The sequence below is a fragment of the Bacteroides salyersiae WAL 10018 = DSM 18765 = JCM 12988 genome (assembly GCF_000381365.1).
GTDB classification, from domain to species: Bacteria; Bacteroidota; Bacteroidia; order Bacteroidales; family Bacteroidaceae; genus Bacteroides; species Bacteroides salyersiae.
In genome coordinates, this window is the sequence record NZ_KB905466.1 from 1,147,820 (window position 1) to 1,162,353 (window position 14,534).

Sequence of the window (14,534 nt, forward strand, 5' to 3'; positions counted from 1 at the left end):
CCCCTTTTTCTACCGGATATTCCCCCGATATCCGGCAAAAAGTACGTACTATTGCAAACTGAATTCATAACGTACATAATTAAAGAATCAATCATGAAACACACGTTTGTGCATATTTTATGTAAAAAGGTAACCGTATTAATGTTAGGTGTCGGACTGGGAACTACCCTTTCGGCCCAATTACCCTATCAAAATCCGGATCTGACCCCGGAACAAAGAGCAACTGATCTTCTGCAACGTCTGACTGTGGAAGAAAAGATATCGCTCATGCAAAACAATTCACCGGGTATCCCCCGATTGGGTATCCGGCCTTATGAATGGTGGAACGAGGCTCTGCACGGAGTAGCACGTGCCGGACTGGCCACGGTCTTCCCTCAAACGATCGGTATGGCCGCCTCCTTCAACGATTCTCTTGTTCAGAAAGTATTTACCGCCGTATCTGACGAAGCCAGAGCAAAAAACCGTGCATTCAATGATCAAGGACAATACAAGCGTTATCAGGGACTGACCATGTGGACCCCCAATGTCAACATTTTCCGTGATCCACGATGGGGACGCGGACAGGAGACATATGGTGAAGATCCTTATCTGACCAGCCGCATGGGAGTGGCAGTAGTCAAAGGATTGCAAGGACCGGACAGCGCACGTTACGATAAATTACATGCTTGCGCCAAACATTTTGCCGTCCATTCCGGTCCGGAATGGAACCGTCACAGCTTCAATGCCGAGAACATTGCTCCGAGAGATTTATGGGAAACCTATCTACCGGCATTCAAAACCTTAGTACAAGAAGCGGATGTGAAGGAGGTGATGTGTGCCTATAATCGTTTTGAAGGTGATCCCTGCTGTGGAAGTAACCGCCTGTTGACACAAATTCTACGGGACGAATGGGGATTCAACGGAATTGTGGTTTCTGATTGTGGCGCTATCTCCGACTTTTGGGGAGCCAAAAAACACAATACCCATCCGGATGCCGCCCACGCATCGGCTGATGCCGTCTTAAGTGGAACAGACTTGGAATGCGGCAGCAATTACCGGAAATTGACAGATGCCGTCAAAGCCGGAATCATCAGTGAAGAACAGATAGACATTTCCGTAAAACGATTGCTAAAAGCACGTTTTGAACTGGGAGAAATGGAAGAATCCCATCCATGGGCTCTTCCATACAGTATTGTAGACTGCCCGGAACACCGCCGCTTGGCTCTGCAAATAGCACACGAAACCATGACGCTCCTGCAAAACAAAGAAAATATACTGCCGCTTGACAAACATGCCAAAGTAGCCGTAATAGGCCCCAATGCAAACGATTCTGTAATGCAATGGGGAAATTACAATGGAACTCCGTCACATACAAGTACACTTCTATCTGCCCTCCGATCCAAACTACCGGCTGCGCAGCTCATCTACGAACCTGTGTGTGGACTGACTGATGATATTACTTTCAATAGCCTGTTCAACCAGTGCAGTTACCATGCAAAACCAGGTTTTACCGCTACTTATTGGAACAATCCGGACTTTAAAGGAGAAGCGGATGCAACCGTTCAGCTTTCTACTCCTTTTCGTTTCACGACCTTAGGTGCTACTGCATTTGCCCCGGGGATAGAATTAACCGGATTTACCGGCCGTTATCAGACTGTATTTCGTCCGAAAAAGTCGGGCAATGCCATCTTCCGTTTCCAGACAAACGGTGATATCCGGGTAAATATCAATGGAGAAGAAGTAATCAAGACCGGTAATATCAAAAACCCGGAAAATTTATATACTTTACAGGCCCAAGCCGGAAAAAGCTATGAAATCGTCATTGAGTTCAAACAAATAAAGGACGGTGCTTATTTCAATTTCGACTTGGTGGAAGATATTCCTCTGAATATGAATGCAACACTTGAAAAGTTGAAAGATACGGAAATCGTAATTTTTGCAGGAGGAATCTCTCCATTGCTCGAAGGAGAAGAGATGAAAGTTTCCGCCGCCGGATTCAAAGGAGGCGACCGGACCGATATCGAACTTTCCGCCGTTCAGCGCAATGTATTGGCAGCACTGAAAAAAGCAGGAAAGAAAGTCATATTCGTCAACTTCTCCGGTTCGGCCATGGCACTGACTCCCGAAACGGAAAACTGTGATGCCATTCTGCAAGCTTGGTATCCCGGACAGGAAGGAGGAACGGCCGTTGCCGACGTACTTTTCGGAGATTATAACCCTGCGGGACGGCTTCCCGTCACTTTCTATAAGAATATGGAGCAACTCCCGGATTTTGAAGATTACTCCATGCAGGGCCGCACCTATCGCTATATGAAAGAAGCACCTCTTTTCCCATTCGGTTACGGACTCAGTTACACCACCTTTACTTATGGTAAAGCCCGTGCGGATAAAAAACGTATTTCAACAGGAGAAAAAATGACGCTTACCATTCCTGTCAGCAACACCGGCAGCAGAGACGGTGAAGAAGTAGTACAGGTATATCTCCGCCGGGAAGATGACCCAGAAGGACCGACAAAAACGTTGCGTGCTTTTAAAAGAGTGGAAATTACCAAAGGAAAGAGCCTGAATGTAAAGATAGAACTACCCTATACAGCTTTTGAATGGTTTGATAACAGCACCCATACCATGCATTCCATGAAGGGAGAATACGAAGTACTATATGGTGGCAGTTCCAGAACCGAGGATTTACAATCGATAAAAATACAAATACAATAAAAACATGAAAAAACTGATTATTGCCTGTTTCACTGTCTTATCAGCTAACAGTGCACAAGCCCAGGAAACTGGAATGAAACTATGGTATGACCGGCCTGCAACCCAATGGGTGGAATCCCTTCCATTAGGAAACGGACGTTTAGGAGCTATGGTTTACGGTGATCCGATACATGAAGAATTTCAATTAAACGAAGAAACCATATGGGGAGGTTCGCCATACAACAATACCAACCCGAAAGCCAAAGAAGCCTTACCACAAATCCGGCAATTGATCTTCGAAAGCCGAAACAAAGAGGCACAAGCACTTTGCGGTCCCAATATCTGCTCACAGACAGCCAACGGTATGCCGTATCAAACGGTAGGTTCCCTCCATCTCGACTTCGAAGGAATCAGCAGTTATTCCAATTATTATCGTGAGTTAGATATTGAAAAAGCTGTCACCACCACCCGGTTCACCGCCGGAGGAGTGACCTATACCCGGGAAGCATTTACCTCTTTCCCCGATCAGTTACTGATCATCCGGCTGACGGCCTCGGAAAAAGGGAAGCTCTCTTTCACAGCCCGTTACAGTACGCCTTACCAAGAGAATATCACTAAAAGCATCTCCTCCCGGAAAGAGCTTCAAATGGATGGAAAAGCCAATGACCACGAAGGCATCGAAGGTAAAGTGCAGTTCACCGCACTGACACGTATCGAACGGAACGGCGGACACATGGAATCCGTTTCAGACACGTTACTCCGGGTCCGTAATGCCAATAGTGTAACCATCTATGTATCGATAGGTACCAACTTCATAAACTACAAAGATATATCAGGCAATGCCCGGAAAACCGCTCAAACTTATCTGAAAAATGCCGGAAAGAATTATCTGAAAGCCAAAGAAGCCCATTGCGCTACTTACGGAAAGTGGTTCAATCGTGTCTCTCTCGATCTGGGCAGCAATGCACAAGCTGCCAAACCGACCGATGTACGGGTGCATGAATTCGCTTCGGCTTTTGATCCGCAACTGGCCGCTCTGTATTTCCAATTCGGACGGTATCTGCTAATATGCAGTTCCCAACCCGGTGGACAAGCCGCCAATCTTCAAGGTATTTGGAACTATCAGCTACGTGCTCCTTGGGATGGAAAATACACCACCGATATCAACGTGGAAATGAACTATTGGCCTGCCGAACCGACCAACCTGACAGAAATGCACGAACCTTTTCTGCAACTGATAAAGGAGGTAGCCGAACAAGGCCGGCAAAGTGCCGCTATGTATGGCTGCCGGGGATGGACGCTTCATCACAATACGGACATCTGGCGTTCCACCGGTTCTGTAGACGGTCCGGGATATGGTATTTGGCCTACTTGTAATGCCTGGTTCTGCCAGCATTTATGGGATCGTTACCTGTTCTCCGGCAATCGCGATTACCTTGCCGAAGTATATCCACTGATGCGTAGTGCCTGCGAATTCTATCTGGACTTCCTGATACGTGAGCCACAAAACAACTGGTTGGTAGTATCGCCCTCCTACTCTCCCGAAAACCGTCCGTCGGTAAACGGGAAACGCGATTTTGTCGTCGTGGCAGGTGCTACTATGGATAACCAAATGGTAAGCGACCTTTTTCATAACACATTGGAAGCCGCATCCTTGATGGGCGAATCATCCACTTTCATGGATAGTCTGCAAACAGTCGTTCAAAACTTAGCTCCTATGCAAGTGGGACGCTGGGGACAGCTACAAGAGTGGATGGAAGACTGGGATAATCCGAAAGACCGTCATCGCCACACATCTCATTTATGGGGATTGTATCCGGGACGCCAGATCACCCAAAACACCCCCATCCTTTTTGAAGCAGCCAAACGCACACTCGAAGGTCGCGGAGACCATTCCACCGGTTGGTCTATGGGATGGAAAGTCTGTTTTTGGGCACGGCTTCTCGATGGAAACCATGCTTATAAGCTAATTACCGAACAACTCCACCCTACTACCGACGAAAAAGGACAGAACGGAGGAACTTATCCCAACTTGTTCGATGCCCATCCTCCTTTCCAGATAGACGGTAACTTTGGCTGTACGGCAGGAATCTCCGAGATGCTGGTACAGAGTCATGCCGGTAGTGTACATTTGCTACCCGCACTACCCGATGTGTGGAAGAAAGGAAGCGTAAAAGGGCTTCGCTGCCGTGGCGGATTTACAGTAGAAGAACTGAATTGGGAAGACAACCAACTCCAAACAGCCCGTATCACCTCATCCATAGGAGGAACTCTACGTATTTGCACTGCCACCCCGTTATCACTTAACGGAATTGCATTAAAACCGGTAAAGCGTTCCGAATGTGACAATTCACTATTGAAAAGTCAACCGATACGTCGTCCTCTGATTGCCGCCGATGCTCCAATCAATACGACCGTGCAGCCCAAAACTTATCTATATGATATAAAAACGGTAGCTGGAGAAAGTTATCTGATAACGAAAGAAAAATGAATGAATAAATAATTTAAAATCCCCAAAAGAAAGGAGTTAGAAAACCATTAGTCTGCCATCAAAGACTCGTTTTCTAACTCCTTTTATTTTAAATCAGAGATACTTCCAAACTACAAAACATCCATAAGATATAACTTTTTCAGTTCTTTATAATTCTCGATAAAATCAAACTCCAAGAATCCCTTATTATATATAGTATGTTATCCGGATGAACTTCATTTATTATCCATAATCCAACATTTCCTGCAACTATACTATTTTTTCGATTATAATCGTATCAAATGACAGTTCTCAATTAAAACAATCTATATTTCTCTTTATTTCCCCCCTCATTTCCAATAAAAAGCACCAACTTTACAAGTAGCTAAGACAAAGATTCTTTTACCTTATAAAGCCTTGAAATATGAACTATCGCCTATTTTTCTTTTCTATATTTTGGCTTTACTTGAATAACATTCCACTATTTGCCCAATCCCCTCATGTATCAGCCCGATTTGTGGATACAGAGAGAAATCATCCGCATGCCCCAATTCATGAGCAAGCCCAATAACAGGAGGTCTGAGGCCTGATCTTGTTGATTTGGAATTCAAATCAAAATAGATGGTAGAGCCCTGTTTTACTGCCGCATTTCGATAATTCTTTACCGTTACATTTTTTGATATTTCCTTTCATTGCTATCCCATTAAAATCTAAAATTGTTCTTTGAAATATTTGAAATTTAGTTAGTTACAGAGGTTTTCAAAGCGCGATGATTTCAATTTATACCTTTGCATCCCAATAAAAACTGCAATGAATAAAGAGAAATATGTGTTTTCCCAATTTATCTCATTCTTGAACGAAGATAAGTTTCGACGCATTGTCGACAAGTATCACGGGAATCGTTATGTGAAACACTTCACTTGCTGGAATCAACTACTTACTTTGATGTTCGGTCAACTTTCTAATCGTGAAAGTCTGCGAGATTTGATAGTTGCTCTTGAAGCTCATCATTCCAAATGTTATCATTTAGGAATGGGTAAAAAACATATCAAAGTCATCGTTAGCAAGAGCAAATCAAGATAGAGACTATCATACTTTGAAGAATACGCATACTACCTGGTTAGTGAAACACGACAAAAGCGTGTTAATCATATTTTCAAACTTGGTGGCAACGTTTATGCTTTCGATTCGACAACTATTAACTTGTGTCTTTCAGTCTTTTAGTGGGCTAAATTCCGCAAGAAGAAAGGGGATATCAAAGTGCATACATTATATGATGTAGAAACACAGATTCCTGCCTTCTTTCATATCACGGAAGCATCCGTACACGATTCTAAAACTATGATTGACAATCCTTATGAATCAGGTTCTTATTACATCTTTGATCACGGTTATAACAACTTCAAGATGCTATGTAAGATTCATCAGATTGAAGCCTACTTTGTTGCCAAAGCAAAAAAGAACCTCCAATACAAATCCATCAAATGGAAGCGTAGGCTACCCAAGAATGTGCTTTCAAGCGCAAGTGTACTTCTGGTTGGATTCTATCCTAAATAATATTATTCAGAGCCACTTAGACTGATTAAATATTGGGATGAAAAACAAAAAAGGGAATTCGTTTTCATAACCAATGCCACGCATATATCTGCTCTTCAAGTTGCCGAACTTTATAAAAATCGCTGGCAGGTAGAGCAGTTTTCAAAATGGCTCAAGCAGCACCTTGAAGTCAAAATATTTTAGGATATTACAGAGAACGCTGTTCGAATACAGATATATGCTGCAATACCCACTTACTGCTTGGTGGCAATCGTTCAACACGATATACAACTGGATAGAAGTACATACGAAACACTGCAAATATTGAGCATCTCATTGACTGATAAAACTCATCCGAGAGCCCTCTTTGATAAAACTAAATTTCAAAATGACAAAGAACGATTCGGACCAAATGGGCCAAGTTTTTTTTAATTTTTAATTTGTCCCAATTTTAATGGGGCACTAATGATTTTTGAATATAAAAACTTCCCCTTTCCAAGTAATGGTGTCTTTCGATATTTTAGCGTAATCGCCTTTAACATAATATTTTTCAAAAAAAGAATCATCTATTGCAGGGATTTCTATCGAAATATGGTTAATGTTCTTTTCAATTTGATACTCTTGAAATGGATCAAATCCAACTATACCATAAAATAGACCATCAGAAGTATGAGGTATTATATGCTCAGGTACAATATAAAATGTTATTGATTTAACATTATTAGGTAGCATTAACTCTCTACTACTCTTGGAGTAAATTAAATCAAATGTTTTAAAAGTATTAGTATGCACATTTATTTTAAGATTCCCCCTTTGATAAGGTATTAAAAAAGAAACTTTGATACTGTCATTTATAGTAGAATCCAAAAATTGAACTACTTTTAATCCTTTAAATCCAAAAACATTCGGTGGAGTTGAGTTTAATTCAATAAAATTAGCATCAACCCACATAAAAGTACATTTTGCCAATGTATCATTATACCAAACAGGAGTATAAATATGAGGTTCAATGTAATTAAAATTATTTCCTATTATTTCTATTTTTGTTCCAGATTTGCTAAAATAAGTTCCTGATATATCTTTTTGTCCAAACACATAAAGGCTAAAACAAATACAAAGAAACAATAAAGCTCGTACTTTCATATTACTTCCCTCCTCCTATTAATTTTTTTTGCTGTTTAAAGAATTTATTCAAGTCAATAGAATATTGATAAATAACCGGATAAACATGTTTTCCGTCATTTGTTATACCACCCACAGAATGTACATCTATACCTTGTAATCCCCTTCCTCTTAAACTACCAGGGAAAGACCTATCATAGGAGTATTGCATTTTATAGGCTTCAATTTCCATATTTGATACACTTCTTATACCGACTCCTGCATTAAGCAATTCTCCATTAGTGGAAAACCTTAACCCTCCTGCATCCAATGATTGTCGAACATGCGTGACTTCATGTATGGATAGAGCATCCGAAGAAGTTTCAATATAAACCTTTCCATCGCTACCTTGACGCACTTTATGTTTTCCACCACTAATTGAGCTTAAAGCATACACATTGCTTTGATCTGCTCCCAATAGATCAATGTCTGCCTTACTTGTATTCAAGTTTGATATACGGTTATTGGCTTCTGATATTCTGCTTTCAAGTTTACCGATTTGTTTTTCGCTCAAACCTCCTTTGTCAAGTTTATCTTGATTTCTAACTATGTCTTTATTAAGAGAAGTAATTCTATTATCTATATTCCTTTTTAGCCGTTCCGCTTCTTGTGGGTCTTCCCATATCATGCCTGTCGGATCAATAAACCTTACCGGATTATTCGCACAATAAACATATGGACTTATATCATAATACTTTTCCAGCAAAGGATCCATCGTTGAGAATCGTGGAACGAGTGTGTATTGCAGGCGAGCACCGGAATCATACATGTTGAAACCATGCATTGACAATTCTTCTTTTCCACAAAACCGGCGATTCTGAATATCATAACCTGTTCTACGGAAAATAGCTCCCGAAGGGAGATATTCCATGCTCTGAAGCACCTCTCCTGTCTCATAATCACAAGTCAAGCGAACGCTGCCCAAATAATCCTTGATATAATAATACCCTCGAATTCGCTTCTCACCTGTAGTATCATTGCGCAAAGAAACATATCCTCCGGGAGTTTCAAGTCTGGAAAGGCGGCCGTCACGAAATAGAAAATCGCCATCCCGCACCTCCTCCGTCTCGGAAGAAGGATCGGATAGAAGTTGCAAATCATCCCAAGGGACAATAAGGGCTGTACGGTAAGTTTTGGTATTCGTACGAACACGACGACCATCCGAAAGATAATCCAGCAGTAATGTATTACCTCCGGGAAAGCAGACGCTGTCCGGTAAATTATGGTTATTATAATGTGCATACTCCACATTTTGTGCAAGATTCCGAGTCTCATTACCATTATCATCATAGCCAAAAGCCCCCTCCGGTTCCCAGGAATGATAAAGAAAAGAATAAGCATCCGGCCAACGGGAGGAACTATGGTCATAAGAAGACTTAAAATGATTGCCGGTATATTCGAAAGAGAGCACATTGACATCTCCCAATGGCGTTTGCCGGGTCAAAGTACGAATATTTCCCATAATGTCATAGCCCATACTCTCTTTGAAACGTAAATAACCGGTACCGTCATAAGTATACATAGCCATATCGCACAGGGATTGCCGGTCTCCATAAGACAAAAACATGCGGTAACTATTGTCCAGCTGCCGAATAGAAACCGCAGAGATGCGCCCGTTAAAATACTCGTTCCAAAAACAAGAAGGCACATCCGAATAATGCAATGTCTGCGAAAAACGGGCGCTTTCCAAACTGCCCAATTTACCGTCGGTACGATAGACCGTGGAGATCCGTTCGCCAGAAGTGATCTGCTCGAAAACCGGACGGCAGAATTCGTCATAGGTAAGCTCACGGGAAGGGAAAGTCCGGCTTTGATTAGTCCGACCGTCAGAAAGAGATACTGTAAGAGCAGAAGCCGTCTCACGACCACCGTTATCATAATGATAAGACATATCCGAAAGGCAGGTTCCGTCAGGACTCACAAAACGCCGGTTAATGAGGACAGGAGCGTTGAGTTCATTATATTCGGTAAAAGTATAAGTAGTAGCACGGCTGACAGCATTGTAGATACTACTCCCTATAAGACGCTTACGCTTATCGTAACTGAAAGACTGGAGTTCACCGGTACCCTCTCCATCATTCAATGATAAATAACAACCGGTCAGTAATGATTGACAAGAGGAATAAGTGCCTTGAGGGCGAACCACATTCAAAGAATGGAAAAGAGGTAAAAAAAGAAAAGATTCCGTATCATAGTAAGAAACCTTCGTGATACGAGGAGATTCCCCGAGAGGAAAGCGGTTTGTATAACCGAAAGTACCTGTACCATCATAGGATTCACATACCAGTGTATCCATATAGCTACGCACCAACTCATGATGTGAGTTGGAATTCCGAACAGTGCCTTCCAAAATGATCCGGTCCAAAAGATCGTACTTGCAGAAACTCCACTCGCTGCGGAAACGCTGGTTGGGGCTTTGACTGAGAATCATACGATGGTCGCCGTCGTAAACTTTATAATACCAACCGGCACCGGGCAGCTTTGAAGAAATACAATTATTAAAATAGTCATATTCATAAAAGTACGCATAGTGATCAAGCAGATTACCGGAAGCCAACACATAACTTCCGGCAGATGACTCCCAATTCTCAGATACTGCGGGAGGAAGAACACAAACCAACTGGTCGAAACGATCATAAAGGAAATAAGTGTCATATGTATAATCCAAACCGACATGCCGTTCCAAGACCACTTTTTCGTGAGCATTTGTAAAAACATAATCACTTTCACCATCCTCGTTTGTACGTTTCACGCAAGTAAGACTACCGTCAGGATAATTTCCGTTTCTCGTCACCATAAAACCAGAAAGGGTATAATGAGTCACACAAAGGAAACCGGTTGAACCTGCATTCAATAAATACTCCGTTGTAACAGATCGCCCGGGAGTATTACGCCCTATTTCGGCTGTAACACGATTCCAAACAGAAGGCTCGTATTCATAGTCCACATGGTAATGGTCTTTATACGGAGAAGAATCGAATGCAGATGCCTGTTTATAAGAACCGTCCGAACTGTCAAAAGGCAATAATTGCCACTCCCGTTGGCAACGCCCGACATGATCATACACAATAAGATCAGCCATATCTTTTCCAGAGGGCGTAATGCCATGGTGCACCGTTTGAACCAAGCGTCCACCCGAATCGTAATAGGCTGTACTAACCAACGCATTGCTTTCATTCAAGGAAATACCCGGAGAGACCGGCTCTTTAGGGACATAGGTACGGACATAATTCGACTGTCCACAAAGATCGGAAAGAAAAGAAATGAAGATGCAAGACAAAATGCACCTGAGAAAAAGGGAATGATTAATACTCCGTCGCATATTTGTACTCTGTTTTACGTAATACATGTTCCTGTTCTCCTGTCTCTATCACTTCGCACAGCCGGTTGAATTCATCATACGTATAACGGTAAGTCACTCCACGGGCGTCAGTCTGGGAAACAATCCCTACCAATGGTTCATACCGGGTTGTCACAACCTGTGCATTAGGCAACCGGCTCCGCAACTGATTCAACAAACGCCAGTCTTCCTCCGTCGGCTCCTCACGAGAAGCAATCAAGTCGGGAACAATTCCCTGAGACTTCACCTCTTCTAATGAAGACCCGTCAATTTGGGCTATGATGTGTTGTCCCTGATATCCCCATATCAATACAACAGAGCGCCCTTGACGGGTTTGCATCGAAACCGCTTGCCCATTAGCACTGTAAGAAGAGTAAATAAGTTCCGGCACTCCCAAGTTCTGGTCCACATTTCCAGTAAACTCAGGTGGAAACGAATATCCCTCTTTATTATAATGCACATATTCCTTCCACGGTTTTATATAAGAATCCTTATAATGCAAGTGATGCAACCGCTTGACCAGAACTCCATCCGTATAGAAAGATTCCTCAATGGGAACAGTTACCAGATTATTCTGCTGAAAAATGCCGTCATTGTAGTTAGGATAATCAATAGAATAACGAATCGTATGCTCTTCCTTCGGATGTCCGGTTTGCGTAACCGTCGACTTGTTCACTAAAAAATTAGAAGAATTATACTCATAAGTCGTATATTTGTTGAAAGAAAGGCTGTTCTCTTTGCCAGGAATATGACTATAATAAGATTCATTACAATTCAGCAAAGGAATGTGATAACCTTCTACATTATATCCATGTCCATTCTCATCAACCTGCAAACCTTTCAACCGAAAAATCATCCGTTTGTCATATTTATAAGATTTGGCAGATAAACTTTTCCCATCTGCCAAGACTCCTTGCCAAGACAATTTTCCATTTAACGGCATCGGAATACTGGGGTCTTTCCAGTAAACCAAAGCAGGTTCCGCCAAATTATAAAAATTACTCGTCTCACAAATACTCTTGCCCTTATCCTCTTTCGTCACACTCACCTCCGTGTATCCCATAAAATAACTATTGTATGGATTCTCTAAAGGACGAACCGCCGACGAATTATATTCAATAAACTGATAACGGCCAACAATATTATTAGTCCCTATAGAGGATACGACATCAAGTATACCGGTCGTAGAATATTCAGCATTCCTGTGAAGAAGTCCCGAACAAAGTCCTCTTGCCCGATCCCGATATACAAACTTACGTGTAGATAAGGGAGATTTTATTTCCGCAACACGTACCCCTCCGACAAAAGGTTCACGATTTACCCAACGGGCTTTATATCGTTTCACCTGAATAGTAAGACGCCCCCACTCCGCCGTTCTCGCTGTGATAGTGGCGCTTTTCATCTTCTCAAGGCACTTCAAACGGGTTGTAAATGTATATTGCTCATGTATCTTGCTGCCTGTATTCTGAAGTCCTTCCGGAAGGCCATATTGATGAAAAGAAGGCATATCCAATTCAAACAAGCAAGTATTTTTTTCCACTTCATAGCCATATCCCTCTCCTTTACCGTCATATGTACAAACTACATCTATGTACCCATCGAAAGGAAAATCAAAACTAATTGTTTTTTCAGTCTCATTATAATCTTTTACAAGAGTAACCACTTGGGCAGAATCTTCCACTTGCCATTCATATTCATATTGAGACCACACTTGATTAGGTTCATATTGAAACTCCGTCCTTCCCTCCAAAGGAGAAACCAATCCGGTCAACATCCAAGTTCGAGACAGTGAATTTGATTCACGCATATCCTTAGGGCCTGCAAGGTGTTCTTCTCCTTCCTTAATACAAACCTGAGATTTTATTGGATAAATATAACAATATTGTTTCCCATTCTCTGTTCTCCATTCTCTTTCGTAATGATAGTAATCCTTGCGAGCCACAAAAGGGACAAAGGGAAATACCTCTTTAGAACTATCATACCCGTTATAATACCCCCATTTATCACAACAAAAACTATTTTTCATGGGCAATGCATCGGACATCTCATATTCCATGCGATATTTTTGTTTTGTTTCTCCTGTTCCTTGTATTGAAACGGAATCTAATTTTAAACGGTGAGTCAGATACTTTGCCGTATTATCTCCAACTTTTCCACTTGATCCCCTTCCCTCAAAATAGGAATGGTGAAATGTGTAAGACAAGTTGGGAACCGATTTATTCTTTGCATAAAGAAGAATCTTTTCCAGTCTTTTAGGGCGTTTAGCAGAAGTATTTCCACGCGGGACACGAATATCCAGACGTACATCGTCCGAGGGTACCAAATCTAAAGAACCGTCTTTCCACACAATCCTTCTCAACACAGGTTCACAATCCGTCAACTCCATAGAAACGGAAGTCGTGGATTCAGGTCTCATTGTTCGAAATTCATTCCAAGTAATACCCGGATTCGAAAAAAGATCCTCTGATATCATCCTGAGTTCCTTCAGCGAATGATTTATAGGACTTAAATAAGAATCGAAATATATGTCATACTCAAAGGTTATGACATCACCGGTCGGATACTCGATACGAGTGAGCAGCCACGAAGATATTGTCCGTGTCTCCGAATCAAAATGATCCGGCTCAAAAGCGGAAGCCTTACCCGGATATGATCCTACATGCTCATCAATTGCCTCCCCATACACCATTCCATAACTTTCCTTTGTTTCCCGGATACCGAAAACGTATTTCACATTTTCAGGAGTAACCACCACAAAGCTCCCATCCATTTCATCTCCTTGATACTCTATACGAAGATTTCCCTCCGGGTCCGCCAAAAGAAATTTGGGTACTATACTTGAACTTCCCGCTCCCTTATTCGCATAAAACTTACCGGAAAATCCATCAAAATTATAATGAAAAATATCCGGTTCGTAATCTTTCCGATCATGATATACCGAATACCAAATATATTCGGAATCTTCGTTCGGAATCGTATCCGTTTGCGTCCAATACCCCTTAAGATCATCCCAACCACGAACAGAGCGGGAAATAGCTCCACCAGCATGAATACTCCACCCCAAACCGATCCGACTGGCTTCCTGCCCCACTTTAATCCCTGAGGCATGATAACGTAACGATATGGGCAAACTATAATTACCTACACGAATAGTATAAATAGGAATACTTATATCCGGGACTCCGGTATATAAAGATACGGGAATTTCCGAATACTCCATCAATGAATACGCTTCCGGAGAAGGTGTATAGTTTTTCAAAACAATCTCCTGCGTCTGTCCTTGAATATCATTACCCCAATATAAGAAAACAAATAAGAGGAAAAGCATGCATGTCTTCATAATACATTTACAGG

The 14,534-nt window shown here is 41.9% G+C and carries 6 protein-coding genes and 1 pseudogene; 4 read left to right on the plus strand and 3 right to left on the minus strand.

The genetic code is table 11. The annotated features are described in order from the left end of the window. Positions 1 to 141: 141 nt before the first annotated feature. The 4 genes and pseudogenes from xyl3A (at position 142) to HMPREF1532_RS21700 (ending at position 6,883) form a co-directional block, all read left to right on the plus strand. Positions 142 to 2,694, plus strand: a complete 2,553-nt coding sequence (gene xyl3A / locus HMPREF1532_RS04560) for a xylan 1,4-beta-xylosidase (RefSeq protein WP_005925470.1) — start codon at positions 142 to 144, stop codon at positions 2,692 to 2,694. Positions 2,695 to 2,698: 4 nt separating this feature from the next. After that, on the plus strand, positions 2,699 to 5,164 hold the full coding sequence (locus HMPREF1532_RS04565; protein ID WP_005925473.1) for a glycoside hydrolase family 95 protein: 2,466 nt from the start codon (positions 2,699 to 2,701) through the stop codon (positions 5,162 to 5,164). Between the two features lie 789 nt (positions 5,165 to 5,953). After that, positions 5,954 to 6,226, plus strand: a complete 273-nt coding sequence (locus tag HMPREF1532_RS20765) for a DUF4372 domain-containing protein (protein WP_005925476.1) — start codon at positions 5,954 to 5,956, stop codon at positions 6,224 to 6,226. A gap of 177 nt (positions 6,227 to 6,403) precedes the next feature. Next, a pseudogene (locus tag HMPREF1532_RS21700) lies at positions 6,404 to 6,883 on the plus strand (IS4 family transposase). Positions 6,884 to 7,141: 258 nt separating this feature from the next. Here the strand turns inward: HMPREF1532_RS21700 and HMPREF1532_RS04575 are convergent. Genes HMPREF1532_RS04575 through HMPREF1532_RS04585 form a run of 3 tightly spaced genes read right to left on the minus strand, consistent with a single transcriptional unit; the run spans position 7,142 to position 14,520 of the window. Further along, positions 7,142 to 7,822, minus strand: coding sequence for a ubiquitin family protein (locus tag HMPREF1532_RS04575; RefSeq protein ID WP_005925479.1), 681 nt, complete (start codon positions 7,820 to 7,822; stop codon positions 7,142 to 7,144). Between the two features lies 1 nt (position 7,823). Next, entirely contained in the window at positions 7,824 to 11,162 is a 3,339-nt protein-coding gene (locus HMPREF1532_RS04580; RefSeq protein ID WP_005925482.1) for a DUF6443 domain-containing protein, read from the minus strand. Next, positions 11,146 to 14,520: an RHS repeat domain-containing protein gene (locus tag HMPREF1532_RS04585; protein WP_005925485.1), complete on the minus strand. Its 3,375-nt coding sequence runs from the start codon at positions 14,518 to 14,520 to the stop codon at positions 11,146 to 11,148. The genes HMPREF1532_RS04580 and HMPREF1532_RS04585 overlap by 17 nt, the downstream gene beginning before the upstream one ends. Positions 14,521 to 14,534: the final 14 nt, after the last annotated feature.

Coding starts and splice junctions, on each gene's coding strand:
- HMPREF1532_RS04580 (WP_005925482.1), bottom strand. CDS start 11,162: ATGCGACGGAGTATTAATCATTCCCTTTTTCTCAGGTGCATTTTGTCT.
- HMPREF1532_RS04585 (WP_005925485.1), bottom strand. CDS start 14,520: ATGAAGACATGCATGCTTTTCCTCTTATTTGTTTTCTTATATTGGGGT.
- HMPREF1532_RS20765 (WP_005925476.1), top strand. CDS start 5,954: ATGAATAAAGAGAAATATGTGTTTTCCCAATTTATCTCATTCTTGAAC.
- xyl3A (WP_005925470.1), top strand. CDS start 142: ATGTTAGGTGTCGGACTGGGAACTACCCTTTCGGCCCAATTACCCTAT.
- HMPREF1532_RS04575 (WP_005925479.1), bottom strand. CDS start 7,822: ATGAAAGTACGAGCTTTATTGTTTCTTTGTATTTGTTTTAGCCTTTAT.
- HMPREF1532_RS04565 (WP_005925473.1), top strand. CDS start 2,699: ATGAAAAAACTGATTATTGCCTGTTTCACTGTCTTATCAGCTAACAGT.